The 21701-nt window shown below is 63.6% G+C and carries 21 protein-coding genes and 1 pseudogene; 11 read left to right on the plus strand and 11 right to left on the minus strand.

Annotation, left to right across the window (positions count from 1 at the left end; all coding sequences use genetic code 11):
• Window positions 1-17: 17 nt before the first annotated feature.
• Window positions 18-1493, minus strand: a complete 1476-nt coding sequence (locus tag L1P09_RS20270; protein WP_192440882.1) for a helicase HerA-like domain-containing protein — start codon at window positions 1491-1493, stop codon at window positions 18-20.
• A gap of 169 nt (window positions 1494-1662) precedes the next feature.
• On the opposite strand from L1P09_RS20270, the pseudogene L1P09_RS26410 reads away from it, so the two are divergent.
• The 5 genes and pseudogenes from L1P09_RS26410 to L1P09_RS20290 all read left to right on the plus strand — a co-directional run.
• Window positions 1663-2679: pseudogene (locus L1P09_RS26410) on the plus strand (cache domain-containing protein); the annotation flags it as partial.
• Window positions 2680-2772: 93 nt separating this feature from the next.
• Window positions 2773-3537: a methyl-accepting chemotaxis protein gene (locus tag L1P09_RS26415; RefSeq protein WP_371105818.1), complete on the plus strand. Its 765-nt coding sequence runs from the start codon at window positions 2773-2775 to the stop codon at window positions 3535-3537.
• 159 nt (window positions 3538-3696) lie between these two features.
• Window positions 3697-4818 (plus strand): glycosyltransferase family 4 protein, encoded by a 1122-nt coding sequence (locus tag L1P09_RS20280; RefSeq protein ID WP_235768974.1) that lies wholly within the window; start codon window positions 3697-3699, stop codon window positions 4816-4818.
• A complete protein-coding gene (locus L1P09_RS20285) occupies window positions 4811-5575 on the plus strand; it encodes a DUF2334 domain-containing protein (RefSeq protein ID WP_235768041.1) in 765 nt (254 codons plus the stop codon). Before L1P09_RS20280 ends, L1P09_RS20285 begins: the two co-directional genes overlap by 8 nt.
• Complete coding sequence (locus L1P09_RS20290) at window positions 5572-6564, plus strand: lysylphosphatidylglycerol synthase transmembrane domain-containing protein (RefSeq protein ID WP_235768042.1); 993 nt, start codon at window positions 5572-5574, stop codon at window positions 6562-6564. Before L1P09_RS20285 ends, L1P09_RS20290 begins: the two co-directional genes overlap by 4 nt.
• A 209-nt stretch (window positions 6565-6773) precedes the next feature.
• Here L1P09_RS20290 and purU read toward each other — a convergent pair whose 3' ends face one another.
• Window positions 6774-7625 (minus strand): formyltetrahydrofolate deformylase, encoded by an 852-nt coding sequence (gene purU, locus L1P09_RS20295; RefSeq protein ID WP_047149623.1) that lies wholly within the window; start codon window positions 7623-7625, stop codon window positions 6774-6776.
• Window positions 7626-7909: 284 nt separating this feature from the next.
• On the opposite strand from purU, the gene mvaT reads away from it, so the two are divergent.
• Window positions 7910-8287: a histone-like nucleoid-structuring protein MvaT gene (gene mvaT, locus L1P09_RS20300; RefSeq protein ID WP_009685634.1), complete on the plus strand. Its 378-nt coding sequence runs from the start codon at window positions 7910-7912 to the stop codon at window positions 8285-8287.
• 74 nt (window positions 8288-8361) lie between these two features.
• Here the strand turns inward: mvaT and sbcB are convergent, their stop codons facing one another.
• The 3 genes from sbcB to L1P09_RS20315 all read right to left on the minus strand — a co-directional run bounded on the left by sbcB (window position 8362) and on the right by L1P09_RS20315 (window position 10724).
• Window positions 8362-9795: an exodeoxyribonuclease I gene (sbcB, locus tag L1P09_RS20305; protein ID WP_235768043.1), complete on the minus strand. Its 1434-nt coding sequence runs from the start codon at window positions 9793-9795 to the stop codon at window positions 8362-8364.
• A 59-nt stretch (window positions 9796-9854) separates the two neighbouring features.
• Complete coding sequence (locus L1P09_RS20310) at window positions 9855-10214, minus strand: PilZ domain-containing protein (RefSeq protein WP_054905766.1); 360 nt, start codon at window positions 10212-10214, stop codon at window positions 9855-9857.
• A gap of 123 nt (window positions 10215-10337) precedes the next feature.
• Window positions 10338-10724 carry a tetratricopeptide repeat protein gene (locus tag L1P09_RS20315; protein WP_009685638.1) on the minus strand — a complete coding sequence of 129 codons (387 nt, stop codon included), beginning with the start codon at window positions 10722-10724 and terminating at the stop codon, window positions 10338-10340.
• Window positions 10725-10958: 234 nt separating this feature from the next.
• Here L1P09_RS20315 and pyk point away from each other — a divergent pair, with 234 nt between their 5' ends.
• Window positions 10959-12413, plus strand: coding sequence for a pyruvate kinase (pyk, locus tag L1P09_RS20320; protein WP_009685639.1), 1455 nt, complete (start codon window positions 10959-10961; stop codon window positions 12411-12413).
• Window positions 12414-12542: 129 nt separating this feature from the next.
• Here pyk and L1P09_RS20325 read toward each other — a convergent pair whose 3' ends face one another.
• Window positions 12543-13463 carry an iron-sulfur-binding ferredoxin reductase gene (locus L1P09_RS20325; protein ID WP_054905765.1) on the minus strand — a complete coding sequence of 307 codons (921 nt, stop codon included), beginning with the start codon at window positions 13461-13463 and terminating at the stop codon, window positions 12543-12545.
• A 278-nt stretch (window positions 13464-13741) separates the two neighbouring features.
• Here L1P09_RS20325 and L1P09_RS20330 point away from each other — a divergent pair, with 278 nt between their 5' ends.
• Window positions 13742-15265 (plus strand): fumarate hydratase, encoded by a 1524-nt coding sequence (locus L1P09_RS20330; RefSeq protein ID WP_009685641.1) that lies wholly within the window; start codon window positions 13742-13744, stop codon window positions 15263-15265.
• Between the two features lie 104 nt (window positions 15266-15369).
• Here L1P09_RS20330 and L1P09_RS20335 read toward each other — a convergent pair whose 3' ends face one another.
• Complete coding sequence (locus tag L1P09_RS20335; RefSeq protein WP_054905764.1) at window positions 15370-16242, minus strand: carbon-nitrogen hydrolase family protein; 873 nt, start codon at window positions 16240-16242, stop codon at window positions 15370-15372.
• Window positions 16239-16829, minus strand: coding sequence for a GNAT family N-acetyltransferase (locus L1P09_RS20340; RefSeq protein ID WP_235768044.1), 591 nt, complete (start codon window positions 16827-16829; stop codon window positions 16239-16241). The genes L1P09_RS20335 and L1P09_RS20340 overlap by 4 nt, the downstream gene beginning before the upstream one ends.
• Before the next feature lie 115 nt (window positions 16830-16944).
• Here L1P09_RS20340 and L1P09_RS20345 point away from each other — a divergent pair, with 115 nt between their 5' ends.
• On the plus strand, window positions 16945-17343 hold the full coding sequence (locus L1P09_RS20345; protein WP_232892870.1) for a nuclear transport factor 2 family protein: 399 nt from the start codon (window positions 16945-16947) through the stop codon (window positions 17341-17343).
• A 43-nt stretch (window positions 17344-17386) separates the two neighbouring features.
• Here L1P09_RS20345 and L1P09_RS20350 read toward each other — a convergent pair whose 3' ends face one another.
• Genes L1P09_RS20350 through L1P09_RS20360 form a run of 3 tightly spaced genes read right to left on the minus strand, consistent with a single transcriptional unit; the run spans window position 17387 to window position 19757 of the window.
• The gene (locus tag L1P09_RS20350; protein WP_009685645.1) at window positions 17387-17965 is read right to left on the minus strand and encodes a DJ-1/PfpI family protein; all 579 of its coding nucleotides are present in this window, start codon (window positions 17963-17965) and stop codon (window positions 17387-17389) included.
• Between the two features lie 51 nt (window positions 17966-18016).
• Window positions 18017-19174: a phospholipase D-like domain-containing protein gene (locus L1P09_RS20355; RefSeq protein WP_054905763.1), complete on the minus strand. Its 1158-nt coding sequence runs from the start codon at window positions 19172-19174 to the stop codon at window positions 18017-18019.
• A 1-nt stretch (window position 19175) separates the two neighbouring features.
• Complete coding sequence (locus L1P09_RS20360) at window positions 19176-19757, minus strand: YceI family protein (protein WP_009685647.1); 582 nt, start codon at window positions 19755-19757, stop codon at window positions 19176-19178.
• A 308-nt stretch (window positions 19758-20065) separates the two neighbouring features.
• On the opposite strand from L1P09_RS20360, the gene olsB reads away from it, so the two are divergent.
• Both olsB and L1P09_RS20370 read left to right on the plus strand, forming a co-directional pair.
• A complete protein-coding gene (olsB, locus tag L1P09_RS20365; RefSeq protein ID WP_029887338.1) occupies window positions 20066-20821 on the plus strand; it encodes an L-ornithine N(alpha)-acyltransferase in 756 nt (251 codons plus the stop codon).
• Window positions 20821-21609: a lysophospholipid acyltransferase family protein gene (locus tag L1P09_RS20370; RefSeq protein ID WP_054905761.1), complete on the plus strand. Its 789-nt coding sequence runs from the start codon at window positions 20821-20823 to the stop codon at window positions 21607-21609. Before olsB ends, L1P09_RS20370 begins: the two co-directional genes overlap by 1 nt.
• Window positions 21610-21701 lie beyond the last annotated feature (92 nt).

Raw genomic sequence — 21701 nt, forward strand, 5'->3', positions numbered from 1 at the left:
GTCCAGGTGGCAGCCAACTATTTTTTCTTGCCCCCCAACAACGACCCCATCAACCCCCGCACCAGTTGCCGCCCCAACTGGTTGGCTGCCTGGCGCACCGCCGATTTGATCGCCTGCCCCGCCGCACTCTGCAAGAACTCACCGGCCTTGTCGGCAAAGCTCTCTTCATCGGCCTTCGGTTGCGGCGCCGGCTCCACCGCCTCACCTTTGCGCTGGGTCAGCATTTCATAGGCCGACTCACGGTCCACCGGCTTGTCATAGCGCCCGGCCAGCGGCGAAGCAGCAATCAGCGCACCGCGCTCCGCAGCACTCAACGGCCCGATCCGCGATTGCGGCGGTGCCACCAACACGCGCTGGACCATGGCCGGGGTGCCCTTCTCTTCAAGCGCCCCCAGTAGCGCTTCGCCAATGCCCAGTTCGGTGAGCACGCTCAAGGTGTCGAACGCTGGGTTGGGGCGCAAGCCATCGGCTACCGCCCGCAATGCCTTCTGCTCCTTCGCCGTGAATGCCCGCAAGCCATGCTGAATGCGCAAGCCCAACTGGGCCAGCACCGCATCCGGCAAGTCACCCGGCGACTGGGTGACGAAGAACACGCCCACACCTTTGGACCGGATCAGCCGTACCACCTGCTCCAGGCGCTCCTGCAGCGCCTTGGGCGTGCCGTTGAACAACAGGTGCGCCTCGTCGAAGAACAAAGCCAGCAGCGGTTTTTCGGCATCGCCGCGCTCGGGCAACTGCTCGAACAATTCAGCCAGCAGCCACAACAGGAAGGTGGAGTAGACCTTGGGGGCTTCATGCACCAAGCGGCTGGCATCAAGCAGGTGGATACGGCCGCGGCCATCGGGGTCCGGGCGCAGCACGTCTTCCAGTTGCAACGCCGGCTCGCCGAACAGCGCCTCGGCCCCCTGTTGCTCGAGGGTTGCCAGCCGGCGCAACAAGGCCTGGGTCGAGGCGGTGGTCATCAGCGCGCTGTCTTCACCCAGCAATTGCGGGTTGTCTTTCAAGTGGGCAAGCAGCGCCTTGAGGTCTTTCAGGTCGAGCAGCAACAGGCCTTCACGGTCGGCCACCTTGAACGCTGCATACAACGCCGCCTGCTGGCTGTCGGTCAGTTCCAGCAAGTTGCCCAGCAGCAGCGGCCCCATTTCACTGAGGGTCGTGCGCAGCGGGTGGCCGGACTGCCCCGCGATATCCCACAACGTCACCGGGTAGGCCCGTGGCGTATGCCCAAGCCACGGCATGCCGGCGATGCGCTCGGCCACCTTGCCCTGCGGTGCACCGGCGGCGCCCAGGCCACACAAGTCGCCTTTCACGTCGGCGGCAAACACCGCGACCCCGGCGTCACTGAACACTTCCGCCAGGCGTTGCAAGGTGACGGTCTTGCCGGTACCGGTGGCGCCTGCCACCAGGCCGTGGCGGTTGGCCAGGCGCATGGCTTGCCCGAGCGGCTGGCCATCCGGGCCCGATCCCACAACTATGGTCGAAGTTTCCAACATCTCTTTAATCCCCTGCTCAAGCTTTAACTGAAACCGGCCGATACCTTCGGGTGATATTCGTCTTAGAAGAGAGGAACAACCGAAAAGGGATTTTTCCGGATATTGCACAGCCTTGCGGCCTCACTCGTGCGAACGCCCTGATTAAAACCTTAGCGGAACCGATTACGCCATGAATAAAAGCCTGCGTTTCAGCCACAAGATACTGTTGGCCGCCTCACTGATCGTCATACTCGCCTTCAGCCTTTTCACCCTTTACAACGATTACCTGCAGCGTAATGCCATCCGCGAGGACCTGGAAAACTACTTGGCTGAAATGGGTACTTCCACGTCCACCAACATCCGCAACCTGTTCGACGGGCGTATCAAACTGGTGGAAAACCTGGCGCAGAACATTGCCCAGAACCCGGCCAACGCTGAAACATTCATGGGCCAGCGCGCACTGCTCTCCAGCTTCCTGACCGTTTACCTGGGCAAGATCGACGGCGGCTTCAGTGTTCGCCCGGACGCGAAGATGCCCGACGGCTACGACCCTCGCACCCGGCCCTGGTACAAGGATGGCATGAATGCCAGCGGGGCCATGTTGACCGAACCGTACATCGACATGACCACCAACAAGATGGTCATCGGCATCCTCAGCAAGGTCTCCAGCAGCGTGGGTGTGGTTGGTGGCGACCTGACGCTGGACGGCCTGGTGCAAATCATCAACTCGCTGGACTTTGGTGGTATGGGCTATGCGTTCCTGGTCAATGACCAGGGCAAGATCCTGGTACACCCGGACCAGGCCCTGGTGATGAAGTCGCTGTCAGACCTGTTCCCGCAACACACACCCAAGCTGAGCAACGAACTGACCGAAGTGCAAAGCGACGGCCAGGCACGCTTGCTGACCTTCACTCCGATCACCGGCCTGCCCTCGGCCAATTGGTACATCGGCCTGTCGGTGGACAAGGCCAAGGCCTTCTCGATGCTGAGCACCTTCCGCACCTCGGCAGTGGTTGCCACGGTCGTCGCCGTGGTCATCATCATCGCCTTGCTCGGCTTGCTGATTCGCGTACTGATGCAGCCGTTGCACACCATGACCCGCGCCATGGAAGACATCGCTGAAGGTGAGGGCGACCTGACCAAGCGCCTGCGCATCCATAACCATGATGAATTCGGCGTTCTCGGCAACGCCTTCAACCGCTTCGTCGAGCGTATTCACAGCAGCATCCGCGAAGTGTCCTCGGCCACCGAGCAAGTCAATGAAGTGGCGCTGCGGGTGATCAGCGCCTCGAACTCATCAATGACCAACTCCGATGAGCAGGCCAACCGCACCAACAGCGTGGCCGCGGCCATCAACGAACTGGGTGCCGCGGCCCAGGAAATCGCCGGCAACGCTGCCCAGGCCTCGCAGCACGCCAGCTCCGCAAGGCTGCTGGCCGAAGAAGGCCAACAGGTGGTCGAGCGCAACATTGCGGCGATGAACCGGCTCTCGGACCTGATCGTCACCTCCAGCGAACACATCGAGACCCTCAACAGCAAAACCGTGAACATCGGCCAGATTCTGGAAGTGATTACCAGTATCTCCCAGCAGACCAACCTGCTGGCATTGAACGCCGCCATCGAAGCGGCCCGCGCCGGTGAAGCCGGGCGTGGTTTCGCCGTGGTGGCCGATGAGGTACGCAACCTGGCCCACCGCACCCAGGAATCGGCGCAACAGGTGCAGGCCATGATCGAAGAACTGCAGGTGGGTGCCCGCGCATCGGTCGAAACCATGGATCAGAGCCAGCGCCACAGCACCGACAGCATGCAGATCGCCAACCAGGCCGGCGAACGGCTGGACAGCGTGACCGTGCGCATTGGCGAAATCGATGGCATGAACCAGTCGGTGGCCACCGCCACCGAGGAGCAGACTGCCGTGGTCGAAGCCATCAACATGGATATCAACGAGATCAACATGCTCAACCAGGAAGGTGTGGAGAACCTGCAGGCCACCCTGCGTGCGTGCTCCGACCTGGAGCAGCAGGCCGGGCGCCTGAAGCACCTGGTGGGCAGTTTCCGGATCTAGTCCCACGTGCCCCAGGGGAGCAGGTACACCTCCTCCCCTGGGGCAGCTTGCCGCGCAACCCCGATCGAACAAACTATCCTTCTGAAAGGTCAACCTTTAGGCGTGTCATCGCCGCCAACCAAGCGCCAGATGACAGACCCGAAAGACGATCCCGGAGGGATGCTGATCGTGCACATCGCCGACATCACCATGTTCTACGCCCCCGCCAGCGGTGGCGTACGAACTTATCTTGATGCCAAACATCACCGCCTCGACGCCATCCAGGGCGTACGCCATAGCCTGTTGATTCCTGGTGCCAGCGCCCACAATGCCGACGGCATCTACCAAGTACCGGCACTGCCGCTACCTTTTGGCAAAGGCTACCGCTTCCCGGTACGCCTGGCCCCGTGGTGCAAAACCCTGCGTTCGCTCAAGCCGGACCTGATCGAGGTCGGCGACCCGTACCTGACTGCCTGGGCGGCGCTGGAGGCCCGGCGCCAGCTGGACGTGCCGGTAATCGGCTTCTACCACTCCGACCTGCCGCTGCTGGTCAGCAACCGCATGGGCAACTGGTTCACGCCCAATGTCGAGGCCTATGTCAGCAAGCTATATGGGAATTTCGACCGGGTGCTGGCCCCCAGCCGGGTCATGGCCGACAAACTGCGCCGTCTGGGCGTGCGCGATGTACACGTACAACCGCTGGGCGTGGACCTGACCACGTTCCACCCGTCCAAACGCGACGCCAATGTGCGTGCCGAACTGGGTATCGCCGATACCACCCGCCTGCTGATCTACGCCGGGCGTGGCTCCCGGGAAAAGAACCTGCCGATATTGCTGGCCTGCATGCAGCAGCTGGGCCACCCCTACCACCTGCTGTTGGTGGGCTCCGGCATGCCCGCCAATGTGCCGGACAACGTCAGTGTCATCGGCCAGTTCTGCCCGCCCGAGGAGGTCGCCCGGCTGATGGCCAGCGCCGACCTGCTGGTGCATGCCGGCGACCAGGAAACCTTCGGCCTGGTGATTCTCGAAGCCATGGCCAGTGCAACGCCAGTGGTCGCCGTGCGCGCGGGTGCCTTCGGCGAAATCGTCAATGACCAGTGCGGCCGCCTGTGTACAGCCAACGATGCCCAGGCCATGGCCACAGCCGTGCGCGAGGCATTCGAGGCAGGTGTGCGCAAGCTGGGCGCGCAGGCCCGCCGCCACGTCGAGCAGCACTATTCATGGGACAACGTGGTCGCGGGCCTGCTGCAGCACTACCAGGCCGTGCTCGGCCATCAGCCTCTGGTGCGCGCCCATGCTTGAGTCACGCCCCGCACCGCGTAGCCTGATGCTGGTACTGCACGATGTCGCGCCTGAAACATGGCCCGACTACCAACCTTTCGTGGAGGCGGTGGATGCTATCGGCGGTGTGCCCATGACTTGGCTGGTGGTTCCGGACTTTCACCAGCGCAACCCGCTGTTGCGCTCACCGGCGTTCTGCCGCCTGCTTGAACGGCGCCTGGCCGAGGGCGACGAACTGGCGCTGCATGGCTACTACCATGCCGACAACGGCCCGCCGCCGCGCACGCCAGGCGACTTCTTCATGCGCCGTATCTATACCCACGAAGGCGAGTTCTATGGCCTTGATCAACAGCAGGCCATGCAGCGCCTGGAACAGGGCCTGGCCGTGTTCGCACAACAGCAATGGCCGGTGGCAGGTTTCGTGGCGCCAGCCTGGTTGATGAGCGAAGGCACCCGCCAGGCGCTGCGCCAGCTGCCTTTGCGCTACACCAGCACACCGCAGCACCTGTACCGCTTGCCCGAGTTCACCCCGATCAAGGCGCCAGGGCTGGTGTGGAGCGCCCGCAGTGCCTGGCGCCGGGGGCTGTCGCGGGCCCTGTGCGACTGGCAGTGCAGACGGTGGCAGAACGCCGAAACCCTGCGCCTGGGCCTGCACCCGGTGGACATGCGCCACCGTAGCTCCCGCGAGTACTGGCTCAATACCCTGCGCACCTTGATGGCCCAAGGTCGCGAACCCCTCACCAAGTCCGCCTGGCTTGACCGCCAGGTAAGCGCATGAGCCGTCTGGCCTGGCTAGGCCTGGCACTTGTCGCAGCAATGCTGGTGCCAGCCCTGCTTGGCGGCAGGGACCTGCTGCCCCGGTTGCAAGGGTTCGATCCTGGCCTGTTGCTGACCCTGCTGGGCATGATCCTGCTGTGCTGGGTGATCAACGCCATGCGCCTGCGCCTGTTGCTGGGCCAGCAAGGCGCAAGGCTTGGGCACCTGCGCAGCCTGGGCGTGGTGATGGCCACCGAGTTCGCCATCTGCACCACCCCCGGCGGCAGTGGTGGCCCGTTAACCCTGATGGCGCTGCTGGCACGCGAGCGCATCGGCCCGGCGCGCAGTGGCGCCGTGTTCGCCATGGACCAATTGAACGACCTGCTGTTCTTTTTCTGCGCGATGCTGGCGATTGCGGGCTACGCATTGTTTCACAGCCTGGGCCACAGCCAGCAAAACATGTTGCTGGGCAGTGCGTTGCTGCTGTGCAGTGCGCTGGTTGGGGTGATCGGCTTGCTGCGCTACCGCCGCGCGCTCATGCGCCTCAACGGCAGGCTGCTGCAACGCCTGGGCGTGGCCGCGCCGCGCAAGCGCCGCTGGGCCCGCAAACTGCTGCACTTCATCGCCGCACTGGCGCAGACCTGGCAGTTGCCCAAGCGCACGCTGGCGCTGGTGTTTACCCTCACCTGCATCCACTGGGGGCTGCGCTACAGCGTGTTGTACCTGGTATTGCGCGGGTTGGGCGGGGAGCTGGCATGGATCCCCAGCTTTCTGGTGCAGATGCTGTCGCTCAGTGCCGGGCAATTCAGCCTGCTACCGGGCGGGGCAGGTGCGGCCGAGCTGACGTCTGCAAGCCTGCTGACGCCGCTGGTGGGCAGCTCCACCGCCGCCGCGGCGATCCTCATCTGGCGGGCAGTCACTTATTACTTTTACCTGCTGGCAGGCGGGCCGGTGTTCGTGTGCCTGCTGGCGCGTCCGTTGCTGACGCGCTGGCGGCGCCAGGCGGGTTGAGCCGCTGCCACAGTTCGGCGGCGCCGGGGAAATCGGTGCCGTCGGTGTCGGCCAGCGCTTGCGGGTCATAGCGCGCCAGGCAGCCTTCACCTACGGTGGGCGGGGCCGTGGCGGTGGGTTGGTTGCGCCGTTTGGCCATCGGTATGTTCCTCAAGCGTAGCGATAGGGCTGCCGAGCAGCCCCAAAGGCTTGCAGGCAACCCAACGGTATCAGTCGAAGACCACCGTCTTGTTGCCATGCACAAGCACGCGGTCTTCGAGGTGATAACGCAGGCCACGTGCCAGCACCATCTTTTCCACATCACGGCCAAAGCGAACCATGTCTTCGATGCTGTCGGCGTGGCTCACGCGCACCACGTCCTGCTCGATGATCGGGCCGGCATCCAGTTCTTCGGTGACGTAGTGGCACGTTGCACCGATCAGCTTCACCCCACGCAGCGCGGCCTGGTGGTAAGGCTTGGCACCCACGAACGACGGCAGGAAACTGTGGTGAATGTTGATGACCTTCTCCGCGTAGTCCCGGCACAGTTGCGGCGGCAGGATTTGCATGTAGCGGGCCAGCACCACGACATCGGCCGCGTGTTCTTCGACCAGGCGCGACACTTCGGCAAAGGCCGGGGCCTTGTCCTTGGGGTCGACCGGTACATGGAAGAACGGTATGCCGTGCCACTCGACCATGCTGCGCAGGTCGTCGTGGTTGGAAATGACACACGGGATCTCGCAGTCCAGTTCATCGGTATGCCAGCGGTGCAACAGGTCAGCCAGGCAATGCGACTCGCGGCTGGCCATCAGCACCACGCGCTTTTTCTGCGCCGAGTCGGTTATCCGCCAGGTCATGGAGAACTCTTCGGCAATCGGCGCAAACGCCTCACGGAAGGCTTCGATACCGAAGGGCAATGATTCGGCGCGGATTTCATGACGCATGAAGAACCAGCCGCTCTGCTCATCGGAATGATGGCTGGCTTCGTTGATCCAGCCATTGTACAAGGCCAGGAAATTACTGACTTTCGCCACGATCCCTACACGGTCGGGGCAGGCGATCACCAGACGATAGGTGCGCATGAATGAGACTCCAGAACTTCGCAAAGGCGCTTATTCTAGCGGCACGCAAGGAAAAGCGCAGTATTGATTGCAGCGGCCGCGGCCACTGTAGCAACCACGCTGGCAATGTGGACACTATCTGACACAGCCGGCGAAATGGCACACGCTAATGTAAATTTTTGTTCACCTGAGAAATATTGTCACAGCTTAATCAACAGTTAATTGCCCAACATTATGTTTACTTGCGAGTATCGGCTGTCTATTATTGCCCCACACATTTCTGAACACGCATTAAGGAACACTCCATGTCCCTGATCAACGAGTACCGCGCCACCGAAGAAGCCATCAAAGAACTTCAGGCTCGCCTGGCCAACCTGTCGCAGGACGACAAGCTGAAGAAAGAGCTGGAGTTCGAAGGCAAACTGCGCAACCTGATGGGCGAGTACTCCAAGTCCCTGCGCGACGTGATTGCCCTGCTCGACCCAGAGTCGAAACTGAGCAAAGCACCGCGTGGCACCGTCAAGGCTGTTGCTACCAAGCGTGCCCGCAAGGTCAAGCAATACAAGAACCCGCACAACGGTGAAGTGATCGAAACCAAAGGCGGCAACCACAAGACCCTGAAAGAGTGGAAAGCCAAGTGGGGCGGCGACGTGGTCGAGAGCTGGGCTACCCTGCTGGACTGATTGTTCAGCCCGGGCCTTTGCTTATCGCAAACAAAAACGCCGGCACATTGCCGGCGTTTTTGTTTGTCTGCCCTTCAGTCAATTGCAAACTGTTGTTGCAAGTTCCGGGCATGTAGTTGCCATGCCTCCAGCACCCGCCGCCCGGCCTCGTCGGCGCGCTCCCAGGCTTGCAGGCGCGCCTGCTCGAAATCACCCAATGTGTTCGGCGCCCCCCACTGCGGCTGGCTAAGGCGCTGCTGGCAGAACGCATACCACCGCTGGCGCTCCTCGGGGGTCAAGGTGTCCGGAAAGTTGCGCGCCCGGTAACGGAACAACAGCTCAGGCAAGCGCGGGTCATCGAACAGCCACTGCCCCCGGCCCAATTGCGCCGGCTCCAGCGCACGAACTTGCTCGCATAGACGCCGGTCACGGTCACCAATAAAACCGTTATACAACTGCTGCTCCGGGTCCTCACTCGGCGCGAAATCGTCCTTGCCGTAAATGTGCTCCAGCTTGTCCTGCCATTGCGCCTGTTGATCGGCCAACTGTTCACCGCGCGATTGTAACAACGTCAAGTCGATACCCAGCCGCTGTTGATCGGCAGGGCGTAATACCGACAGTGGCGCAAGTACCGGGCAGCGATTGATCTGTACCAGTTTAAGCGGCACCGGTAGTTCGCCCTCGGCCAAATCCTCGTGCCGGGTGTACAAGCGCTGACGCAATACTTCAGCACTTTCCCTGAGTAATGGCAGGGTTTCCTGATGCAGGTCGCAGACAATCAGTGCATTGCGATTGTGCGGGTGCCAGGCCAATGGCAAGACCACCCCCAGGTAATTACGCGCTGCTGAAAAACGCCCGGATACATGCACCAGCGGTTGTAGCAAGCGGATCTGTTCCATGACTTTATGCTTGCTGCGCAACTGGAACAGCCAGTCATACAACTTGGGCTGTTTTTGCCGGATCAGTCGCGCCAGGGCAATGGTTGCCCGCACGTCGGAAAGCGCTTCATGCGCATGCCCGTGATCAATGCCGTTGGCCTTGCTCAACAGCTCCAGACGCAGGCTGGTGCGCCCGTCCTGCTGCGGCCACTCGATGCCCTCCGGGCGCAGGGCGTAGGCCGTGCGCACGATGTCGATCAGGTCCCAGCGGCTGTTGCCGCCCTGCCATTCACGGGCATAGGGGTCGAAAAAATTCCGGTACAGGCTGTAGCGGGTCACTTCGTCATCGAAACGCAGGGTGTTGTAGCCCGCCCCACAGGTGCCTGGTTGGGCCAGCTGCGCATGCACGCGGGTCATGAATTCGGCTTCGCACAGGCCCTGCTCGGCCAGTAACTGCGGGGTGATGCCAGTCACCAGGCACGCAGCCGGGTGCGGCAGAATATCGTCGGCGGGGCGGCAGTAAAGGCTGATCGGCTCGTCGATCTCGTTGAGGTCGAAGTCGGTGCGCAGGCCGGCGACCTGCAGCGGCCGGTCACAGCGCGGGTTGATGCCGGTGGTTTCGTAGTCGTGCCAGAAAATGCTGGGGGTCACGGGGTCGTCCTGTCTTGCGAGGTCGACCCGATTCTAACGCGATTCCAGGGCGCCAAGGCTCAGGCAGAGGCGTTGGCCGGGCGGAAGCTGAAATAGTCGCGCAGCGAGCGCACGAAATCGTCGTACTCGCGCGGGGCCTGCAGCAGCATGAAGCCCGAATCGTAATGCCCAGGGGTCTGGTCCTCACTGCACCACAGGCAACTGGCGGTCAAGTTGACGAACTGGAACCCGCCGCCGGCCAGCGGCATGCGAAGTTGCAGTTCATAATCGGGCCCTATCAGCACGGGCAGTTGGCTGATGACCATCAGGCCGTCTTCCGAGGCGTTGCCGAGCAGGCCGATTTCCTGGTCGGTAAAGCGGTTGAACACCTTGAGGGCACAAGGGAGCTGATGGCGTTCGATGCGGCGTTTGTTGAACATGATGGCGAGTGTATTCCGTACCTGATGCCAGGAATACAAGGTACTGGCGGTTGTTGTAACAGCTGGGTTACAGATTAGCGCAGCACGCGCCGCGAATCCCGTGAAATAAACCACACCTTTGTATTAGCGCCAAGGTGCAGTAGTCGCCGGCCGGGCCACGGCCGCTTCGGTACCGCGCAAATGGCCGAGCTTCTCCAGCGTCTGCAGGCGGGCCTGGGCGCGATAGGCGTACTCGTTGCGCGGGTATTGCTGGATCAGGTACTGGTAGGTCTGGGCGGCGTCCACGTACAACGCCTGGCGCTCCAGGCACTGGCCGCGCAGCAGCGACACTTCGGGGTGGATGAACGGGCGCGCGCGGCTGGTACGGTCTACTTGTGACAGCTCCAGCATCACCCGCGCGCAATCACCCCGGTCATAGGCGCGATAGGCATTGTTCAGGTGGTGGTCCATGGACCAGCGGGTACAGCCGACAGCACTGGCGGCGAGGGCGAAAACGATCAGGGCTCGCATGGCAATCTCCTTTGATAGCAAACCTATCGGCCGCTGTCGGGTTTTCTTCAGCGGCGAGCGACAAGTGCCAGGCCGCCACGAGGGGCATGAATGCCGCACGCGCTTTTCTCTGTAGCTTACTGCTTGTAGCTTGCAGCTGCCCTACCCCGGAAGTCACAGGTAGTGCAACGGAACAATGACTACAGCGAGATTCAGGAGTAGCCTTTCGCTGCGCTTCACTATAGGAGTCTGTGCATGAGCATCCGCCGTACCAAAATCGTCGCCACCCTTGGCCCCGCCAGCAACTCGCCGGAAGTGATCGAACAGCTGATCCTCGCCGGTCTCGACGTGGCACGCCTGAACTTCTCCCACGGCACGCCGGACGAGCACAAGGCCCGCGCGCGCCTGATCCGCGACATCGCTGCCAAGAACGGCCGCCATGTTGCACTGCTGGGCGACCTGCAGGGTCCGAAGATCCGCATCGCGAAGTTCGCCAACAAGCGCATCGAACTGAAGATCGGTGACAAGTTCACCTTCTCCACCGCCCACCCGCTGACCGAAGGCAACCAGGATATCGTCGGCATCGACTACCCGGACCTGGTCAAGGACTGCGGTGTCGGTGACGAACTGCTGCTCGACGATGGCCGCGTGGTCATGCGCGTCGAAACCGCCACCGCCGATGCCCTGCACTGCGTGGTGATCATCGGTGGCCCGCTGTCGGACCACAAGGGCATCAACCGTAAAGGTGGCGGCCTGACCGCACCGGCCCTGACCGAAAAGGACAAGGCCGACATCAAGCTGGCTGCGGAAATGGACCTGGACTACCTGGCCGTGTCGTTCCCGCGGGACGCCAGCGACATGGAATACGCGCGCAAGCTGCGTGACGAGTCCGGTGGCAGCGCCTGGCTGGTGGCCAAGATCGAGCGCGCCGAAGCCGTTGCCGACGACGAGACCCTGGACAAGCTGATCCTCGCTTCTGATGCCGTCATGGTCGCCCGCGGTGACCTGGGCGTGGAAATCGGCGACGCCGAGCTGATCGCCATTCAGAAAAAGATCATCCAGCACGCTCGCCGCAACAACAAGGCAGTGATCGTGGCGACCCAGATGATGGAGTCGATGATCCAGAACCCGATGCCGACCCGTGCCGAAGTGTCCGACGTGGCCAACGCCGTGCTCGACAACACCGACGCGGTCATGCTGTCGGCGGAAAGTGCTGCCGGTTCGTACCCGATCGAAGCCGTACAGGCCATGGCCCGCATCTGCTCCGGTGCCGAGAAGCACCCGACCAGCCAGCGCTCCAGCCACCGCCTGCACACCACCTTCGAGCGCTGCGACGAAAGCATCGCCCTGGCGGCGATGTACACGGCCAACCACTTCCCGGGCGTGAAGGCGATCATCGCCTTGACTGAAAGCGGCTACACCCCGCTGATCATGTCGCGCCTGCGCTCGCACGTGCCGATCTTCGCGCTCTCGCCGCACCGCGCGACCCAGGCACGGGCCAACATGTTCCGTGGCGTCTACCCGATTGCCTTCGACCCCGCTTCGCTGCCCGCCGACAAAGTCAGCCAGGCAGCTGTCGACGAACTGCTCAAGCGTGGCTTGGTAGAACAAGGCGACTGGGTGATCCTGACCAAAGGGGACAGCTACCACACCATCGGTGGCACCAATGGCATGAAGATCCTGCATGTGGGTGATCCGCTGGTCGGCTGAGCCTGCCTCAAAGAGGGGCCGCTCTGCGGCCCTTCGCGGGCATGCCCGCTCCTACAGGTACAGCGTCAGCCTCACCCCTGTGGGAGCGGGCGAGCCCGCGAATAGGCCGGCACAGTCAACCTGGCTGCCTCAGGCATGTTCAACGAAGACGTCAGTAAATACTTGCCCCCGCGGCACGCCGGCAATGAACAGCCGCCGCGCAAACCGATCCACACTCCCCGCTGCCCCACACACCAGCGCCACCGTCTGCCGCGAAGGCGGGCGCAACCGCGCCAGCGCTTCATCCATCTGCGCTTCCAGCACCAGCTCGACCTGCACGCCTTGCAGCTGCATCAGGGGTTCAGCCAGATAGTGCCCGGCGCTGTTGCGCGCCACATGCAGCACCCGAATCTCGCCGCGATGCCCCTGCCGCACAGCCTCACGCAAGATCCCCCACAACGGCGCAAGCCCGGTTCCGGCTGCCAGCAGCCAGAGCGGCCGATCCTGCCAATCCAGGTCGTAGTGCAACGCCCCCCCCCTGAATTCGCCCAGGCGCAGCACATCTGCTACCTGCAAACCACGAGCCTTGTCGCAAAAGGCGCCGGGGCGCCGGCAATCGATGTGAAACTCCAGGAAGTCATCTTCCCCCGGCAGGCTGGCCAGTGAATAAGGCCGCGCTACCGAACCATTCCACAGCACCACATGCTGCCCCGCCTGGTAACGCACCGCCCGCTCGGGCCGTAGCCGTACACGCAACACGTCACCGTACCAGTCCAGCGCACAGACGTGCGCCGGCACACCATCGCGCTGCGGGTCGAACAGCGCCACATTCAAGTCCTCGATCACCCTGCACTGGCAAGCCAGGCGCCAGCCCAGGGCGTGCTGGTCCAGGGCCAGGGCCTCAGGCATGGCGTCCAGCGGCTGCCCGGCCTGGCAGTGCACCAGGCAGGCGTGGCAGCTTCCGGCGCGGCAGCTGTAGGGCACGTTGAGCCCGGCCTCGTTCAGGGCATCGAGCAGGTTGCTGCCGGTCGGCACCGCCCAGCGGTGCTCGCCTACGCAAAGTTCGGGCATCTTCAGGTATCTCTTCCCGCTTCAGGTTGTGGGGGGCGCTCTGCGCGCCCGTCGATAGTAAGGCCAACCACAGGCGTCAGCAGCAAAAAGGATGCCCAGCCCCAACCGACCAAGGTCCAGACCACTCGCAGGTGTGTCACGCGGTGAGGCACGCTATACTGCCGCGCCCTTTTGCGTCGGCCATGCTGCCGGCGCGCCTTTGCAAGGCGTCTCGACATGCTGGTCGGCACCGTCGAGCGTCTCTATGAATGTTCCCGTCTTTAAGAGGAGCGCGCTGCATGACCGTGATCAAGCAAGACGACCTGATTCAGAGCGTCGCCGACGCCCTGCAATTCATCTCGTACTACCACCCCGTCGATTTCATCCAGGCCATGCACGAGGCCTATCTGCGCGAAGAGTCGCCTGCTGCCCGCGACTCCATCGCCCAGATCCTGATCAACTCGCGCATGTGCGCCACCGGCCACCGCCCGATCTGCCAGGACACCGGTATCGTCACCGTGTTCGTGCGCGTGGGTATGGATGTGCGCTGGGACGGTGCCACCCTGAGCGTCGACGACATGATCAACGAAGGTGTGCGTCGCGCCTACAACCTGCCTGAAAACGTCCTGCGTGCCTCGATCCTGGCCGACCCGGCCGGTGCCCGCAAGAACACCAAGGACAACACCCCGGCCGTTATCCACTATTCCATCGTGCCTGGCGACAAGGTCGAGGTCGATGTCGCCGCCAAGGGCGGCGGCTCGGAGAACAAGTCGAAGATGGCCATGCTCAACCCGTCCGACTCGATCGTCGACTGGGTGCTCAAGACCGTACCGACCATGGGTGCTGGCTGGTGCCCGCCTGGCATGCTCGGCATCGGCATTGGCGGTACCGCCGAGAAGGCCGCGGTCATGGCCAAGGAAGTGTTGATGGAGTCCATCGACATTCATGAGCTCAAAGCCCGTGGCCCGCAGAACCGCCTGGAAGAAATCCGCCTGGAGCTGTTCGAGAAGGTCAACCAACTGGGCATCGGTGCCCAGGGCCTGGGTGGCCTGACCACCGTGCTCGACGTGAAGATCATGGACTACCCGACCCACGCCGCTTCGCTGCCGGTGTGCATGATCCCCAACTGCGCCGCCACCCGCCACGCGCACTTCGTGCTCGATGGCTCCGGCCCGGCCGAGCTGGAAGCGCCATCGCTGGACGCCTACCCGGAAATCGTCTGGGAAGCCGGCCCAAGCGCACGTCGCGTCAACCTCGACGATATCACCCCGGAAGAAGTCGCCAGCTGGAAGCCGGGCGAAACCATCCTGCTCAACGGCAAGATGCTGACCGGCCGCGACGCCGCGCACAAGCGCATGGTGGAAATGCTCAACCGTGGCGAAGCGCTGCCAGTGGACCTCAAAGGCCGCTTCATCTACTACGTTGGCCCGGTCGACCCAGTCGGTGACGAAGTGGTTGGCCCTGCCGGCCCGACCACCGCGACCCGCATGGACAAGTTCACCCGCCAGATCCTCGAGCAGACGGGCCTGCTGGGCATGATCGGCAAGTCCGAACGTGGCCCCACCGCGATCGAAGCGATCAAGGACAACAAGGCCGTATACCTGATGGCTGTGGGCGGCGCTGCCTATCTGGTAGCCCAGGCTATCCGCAAGTCCAAGGTACTGGCCTTCGCCGAACTGGGCATGGAAGCGATCTACGAGTTCGAGGTCAAGGACATGCCAGTTACTGTTGCCGTAGACAGCAACGGTGAGTCGGTGCACATCACTGGCCCTGCCCTGTGGCAGAGCAAGATTGCCCAGAGCCTGGCAGTCGAAGTCAAGTAAGCCTGATGTAACAGCGGCGCCGGCTTCGCGGGTGAACCCGCTCCTACAGGGACCTCATGTCCCCGGTGGGAGCGGGTTCACCCGCGAAGCAGGCGCCTCTGCTTTCAACGCACTCTGTCAAACTGCTCTGGCCAGTCCCTGCGGGTAAACACCTGCCCTTCCCGCCGCACCCGCCGTACTTCCTCAAGGTCCACGTCACACACCAGCCACTGGCTTCTGCCCGGCTCCAGCGCTGCGCTCAAGGCAACCACACCGTCCCCCGGCATGCCATGGTCCGGCGGTACGAACAACCCTGCCCGGCCAATATTCTCATCCAGCGCCGGCGACCAGGCCGCCAGCCCTACCGTCGGGCTCTGCAACACCGCTATCTGGTTCTCCAGCGCCCGTGCCTGGGCACCGATGCGCACCCGGTGATAGCCCGCCTCGGTGTCGGTGCAGCTCGGTGCCAGGATCAGGTCGGCACCCAACTCGGCCAACTGCCGGGCCAGCATCGGGAACTCATTGTCGTAGCAGATCAGAATGCCCACACGCCCCAGTGCAGTATCGAACACCCGCAGCCCCTGGCCTGCGCTGATGCCCCACTGCTCTCGCTCGAAGCGGGTCATCATCAGTTTGTCCTGGTAGCCCAGCGGCCCCTCGGGACCGAACAGCCAGGCGCGGTTGCGGTAGGCACCGTCATTGTCCAGCACCGGCACGCTCCCCGGCTGCAGGTAGATGCCCCAGCGCCTGGCCATGCTTTCACACAAGGCTGCCCAGGCGCCGATCAGCGGTTGGATCCCGGCAATCGAACCCAGCAGGTCGCCCCGCTGTTCACCTCTCAACTGGCCGCTGAGTACCAGCCCGGCATACTCGGGCAGCAACAGCAAACGGGCGCCCGCCGCCACCGCTTCGGCGCACAGGCCCTGCAGGTGGTCGGCGTAGGCGTCCCAGGTTTCATGCAGTTCGATGGCGTACTGGCAGGCCGCCAGGCGGATCATACCGGCAGTGCCTTCAGCCAGAACGACATCAGCTTGTCGGAGCTTTCCTGCTCGTCCAGGTCACGCCAGGCATAGCGGGTGCGCAGCGACGGGTCGTGCAGGAAGCCGCGGTTACGCCAGAAGCCATGCAACGGCTTGTAGTCTGCAGGCCGGCGCGGGTGTACACCGGGCCGCTCGACCGCACAGAACGCGCAGTAGTCGAACTCGGCCAGTTTGTGGGCATAAGACTCGCGCTCAATGAAGAAACGCACGCCCAAGCCTTGGCCGCGGTACTCCGGCAACACCAGCGACTCACCAAAGTAATAAACGCTGGCCGGGTCCCGCCCCTGGGCCAGGAACGGCTGCTGGAACTCCGGCGCCACGTCCACCAGCGGCAGGCCGGTAGATGCACCCACAACCTTGCCTTGGTCCAGCGCCAGCACCACCAGGCTGCGCCCGGAACGGGCATAGTTGGCCAGGTAGTCGGCTTCGTACTCCGGGGTGCCGTCGTACAGGTAGGGGAACTCGCGGAATACGGTAAGGCGCAAGCGAGCGAGGTCATCGATATAGGGCGCGATAGCGGCGCCGTGCAACAGGCGTATTTCCATGCTTGGCGGTCGTTTTGTCGATGTGGATGACGCGCTCGGCTAAGCCGGGCTTGAGGGGGAACCGTATCATCCGGGGCAACGACCCGCCTTTTCCCTACACGACAGGTATTGTTCCATGACCGCTACCGAACTGGTAAATGCGTACTACGCCGCCTTCAACGCCGGCGACATGCCGGGCTTTCTGGCACTGCTCAGCGAAGACGTGATCCACGACATCAACCAGGGCGAGCGGCAGATGGGCAAGGCCAGGTTTGCAGCGTTCATGGACAAGATGAACCGCTGCTACCGCGAGCGCCTGGCCGACATCGTGGTCATGCAGAACGCCGACGGCAGCCGTGCGGCGGCGGAGTTCACCGTGCATGGCCAGTACCTGGCCAATGACGATGGGTTGCCGCCGGCGAACGGGCAGACCTACGTGCTGCCGGCCGGGGCCTTCTTCTACATCCATTGCGGCAAGATTGCCCGCGTGACCAACTACTACAACCTCAGTGACTGGGTTGAACAGGTAGGTTGAGCCTGTACGGGCCTGTTCGCGGGTTCACCTGCGAACACGCCTGTCAGGCGATGCGGGTGCCCAGCACCTTGAGGAAGGCCGCCAGCCACGCCGGGTGCGCCGGCCAGGCCGGGGCGGTTACCAGGTTGCCATCCACATGGGCCTGGTCCACGGCGATGTCGATGAACGTCCCACCCGCCAGCCGCACCTCCGGCGCACACGCCGGGTAGGCGCTGCATTCGCGCCCTTCCAGCACCCCGGCCGCTGCCAGCAACTGCGCACCATGGCACACTGCTGCAATTGGCTTGCCAGCCTGGTCGAACGCCCGCACCAGCTCCAGCACCTTCTCATCCAGGCGCAGGTACTCCGGCGCCCGGCCACCCGGGATCAGCAGCGCGTCGTAGCGCTCGGGCCGCACCCGCACGAAATCGAAGTTCAGGGCAAAGTTGTGCCCGGGTTTTTCGCTGTAGGTCTGCTCACCCTCGAAATCATGAATCGCGGTACGCACGGTCTGCCCCGCCAGCTTCTCCGGGCACACCGCGTGCACCGTGTGGCCGACCATGCTCAGTGCCTGGAACGGCACCATTGCTTCGTAATCCTCGACGTAATCGCCGACCAGCATCAGAATTTTTTTCGCCGTCATCGCACACACTCCTTCGCTCGCCCGTGAACAGTCATTGCACGATAGCCGCTATCAGTCGCGGCGGTCGAGCAGGTTCACCACCAGCCGGTCGAGCCAGCCCCAGATGCGCTGCTTAACCCGCCGCCACAGCGGCCGGGCGTGCCAATGGGCCAGGTCGACTTCCTCGCTCAGGGCAAAATCGCGCTCGAAGCTGGCGACCACGGCCGCCGTCAGCGGTGGGTCCAGTGCCTCGATGTTGGCTTCCAGGTTGAAGCGCAGGTTCCAATGGTCGAAGTTGCAGGAGCCAACGCTGACCCAGTCGTCCACCACGGCCATCTTCAGGTGCAGGAAGCACGGCTGGTACTCGAAAATGCGTACACCGGCGCGCAGCAGGCGCGGGTAGTAGCGGTGCCCGGCATACCGGACCGAGGGGTGGTCGGTGCGCGGCCCGGTCAGCAGCAGCCGCACGTCCAGGCCCTTGCTGGCAGCCCGGCGCAAGGAACGGCGGACACTCCAGGTTGGCAAGAAGTAGGGTGTGGCCAGCCATACCCGTTGCTTGCCGCTGTTCAAAGCGCGCACCAACGCGTGCAGGATGTCCTGGTGCTGACGGGCGTCGGCGTAGGCAACCCGGCCCATGCCCTGCCCCTGCGCCGGCACCTTGGGCAGGCGCGGCAAGCCAAAGCCCTCGGCGGGGCGCCATGCGGTGCGGCGGTTGTTGGCATGCCACTGGCGGTCGAACAGCAATTGCCAGTCGGCCACCACCGGGCCTTGCATCTGCACCATCACCTCGTGCCAGTCACTGCGCGCCTGGCCGGGTGTCCAGAACTCATCGGTTACGCCCGTGCCGCCGACCACGGCCCAGCGCTCGTCCACCAACAGCAGCTTGCGGTGGTCGCGGTACAAGTTGCGCAGGCCGCGCTTCCAGCGCAGGGGGTTGTACCAGCGCAGCTCCACCCCCGCCGCCAGCAAGCGCTGGCGTAGCATGCTGTTGAAGGCCAGCGAACCGTAGTCGTCGAACAGGCAGCGCACTCGCACACCCCGCCGGGCCGTGTGCTCCAGCGCTTCGACCACCGCCTCGGCACAGGCCCCAGCCTCGACCAGGTAGAGTTCCAGGTCTACCTGCGATTCGGCGCGCTCGATCGCCGCAAGCATGCGCGGAAAGAACTCGGGGCCGTCGATCAGCAGCTCGAACTGGTTACCCTCACGCCAGGGAAATACCGGCCCCGGCATGTCAGCGCGCGGTGAAAATCAGCACCGCATTGACCGGCACCGACGGGTTGATGGATTTGAGCTTGGCAAACTTGCGCAGGTTTTCCAGCCCCGGCAGCAGGCCAAAGTCCTCGGCACGCAGCAGCAGTGGCTCGAGGGTGACCACCTGGAACCGTCGAGCATCCAGGCGGGTTGCCAGCAACAAGGCGTTGTAGCGGTGCGACTGCCCGTGCAAGGTGACCGTCAGCGGCAGGCGCAGCTCGATCTGGGCACCATCGGCCAGGTCATTGATCGGGCGCAGGTCGATTTGCGCCTTCACCGTGGCCTCGGCAAAGCGGCCGACCTCGAACAGCTGGTCACGCATCTGCTCGTCACGCAGGGGGATGCCACTGCTGACCGAATCCATCTCGATGCGCAAGCCCGCCACGCCCTTGTTGTCGACCGAACCATGCAGCACCAGGAAGCGATGCACTTCGGCGGTATCGCCGTTCTTGCCGGTAATGAACGACAAGCGCGAAGACTCGCCATCGAGGTGCCAGTTGGCATGGGCGGGCAGGCAAACAGCCAGCAACAGGGCGAAGAGCGCGGAGGGCAACTTGAACATGACAAATCTCAGAAAACCAAGCCGCCAACCTTACCCGCCCGCTTTACCGGCAGCAAGCGGCGTGCCCTGCTGGGGCTTGCGCACTCATGCAGAGCCCACAGCAGCCCAAGCCTTGTGCAGCCGTTTCTCCCGCGCCGCCGCGTCTACCTGCGGCCGCAGGGCCTGGAATGGCACGTACAAGCCCCAGGGGGTTGTCACGCAAGCATCACCAAAGCTTCACCGGGGTGACACCGCGTCTGCCTAGGCTGACTTTGCACAACAAAGCCGACCGGCCGCAACCCTTCATGGCTGGCTTATGGAGACTCGCAATGACTCGGATCGCTCACGCTGGCGACAACAGCACTGAACGCCGTCTGCAAGCCGAACGCCTGGTTGGCGCCAAGGCGCTGCAAGAAGCCCAAGCCTTGCGTTACCAAGTGTTCAGCGCAGAATTCAAGGCCAAACTCAAAGGTGCCGAGCACGGCCTGGACATGGACGACTACGACGTGCACTGCCGCCATATTGGTGTACGCGACCTGAGTACCGGCAAGCTGGTGGCCACTACCCGGCTGCTTGACCACCAGGCCGCCAGCAGCCTGGGGCGGTTCTACAGCGAAGAAGAATTCCGCCTGCACGGCCTGTTGCAGCTGCAAGGGCCGATCCTTGAACTGGGGCGCACCTGCGTAGCCCCCGCCTACCGCAACGGCGGCACCATTGCCGTGCTCTGGGGCGAGCTGGCCGAGGTCCTCAACGAAGGCCGCTACCGTTACCTGATGGGCTGCGCCAGCATCCCCATGCAGGACGGTGGCGTACAGGCCCAGGCCGTGATGCAGCGACTGCGCGAGCGCTACCTGTGCACCGAGCACTTGCGCGCCGAACCGAAGAAGCCGCTGCCGAACCTGGCGCTGCCCAACAACGTCATCGCCGAACTGCCACCGCTGCTCAAAGCCTACATGCGCCTGGGTGCAAAGATCTGCGGCGAGCCGTGCTGGGACGAAGACTTCCAGGTCGCCGACGTGTTCATCCTGCTCAAGCGCGACGACCTGTGCCCGCGCTACGCCCGCCACTTCAAGGCGGCAGTCTGATGCCCAGGCTGCGGGTGCTGGCCCGCGTCTGCAGGCTGCTGCTGGTCGTGCTGCTCGGCGTGCTGATGGCCAGCGTGATCGCCGTGGGGCAGCGGCTAGGCCTGAAGGCCTCGCTCGAAAGGCGCCAGCGCTGGACCTGCCTGTTCATGAAGCGCCTGGTCGCAGCCCTGCCCTTCGACGTGCAGGTGCGCGGGGCGCTGCCGCAGCGGCCGATGTTGTGGGTCAGCAACCATGTGTCGTGGACCGACATCCCCCTGCTGGGCATGCTGATGCCCCTGTCATTCCTGTCCAAGGCCGAAGTGCGCCAGTGGCCGCTGGCAGGTTGGCTGGCGGAACAGGCCGGCACCCTGTTCATTCGTCGTGGGGGCGGCGACAGCGAACGGCTGCGCGAGCAGATGGCCAGGCAACTGGGCCTGGCCAGGCCGCTGCTGATCTTTCCTGAAGGCACCACCACCAGCGGTCACGCCTTGCGCACTTTCCATGGCCGCCTGCTGGCAGCGGCCATCGACCGTGGCGTAGCGGTGCAGCCAGTGGCTGTCCAGTACCTGCGTGACGGTCAGATCGACCCGGTTGCGCCCTTTGTTGGTGACGATGACCTGGTGGCGCACCTGCTGCGCCTGTTCGCCCAGCCACGTGCGCAGGTGTGCATTCACCTGTTGCCGCCGATCGGGACCGTGGGCAAGGAACGTGCGCTGCTGGCAATGCAGGCACAGCAGGCGATTCACCTGGCGTTGTATGGGTTCGAAAACGTCGAGGCGGCGCCACGGCGGCCGGCGCGGGCTGCCTGATCTCTATCCCATGTTGCGGCACTATCGCCGGCAAGCCGGCTTTACAGGTACTGCATTGGCTTGCAAACCTGCAGTGAACTTGTGGGAGATTC

Source organism: Pseudomonas juntendi, assembly GCF_021560075.1.
Classification (GTDB): Bacteria; Pseudomonadota; Gammaproteobacteria; order Pseudomonadales; family Pseudomonadaceae; genus Aquipseudomonas; species Aquipseudomonas juntendi.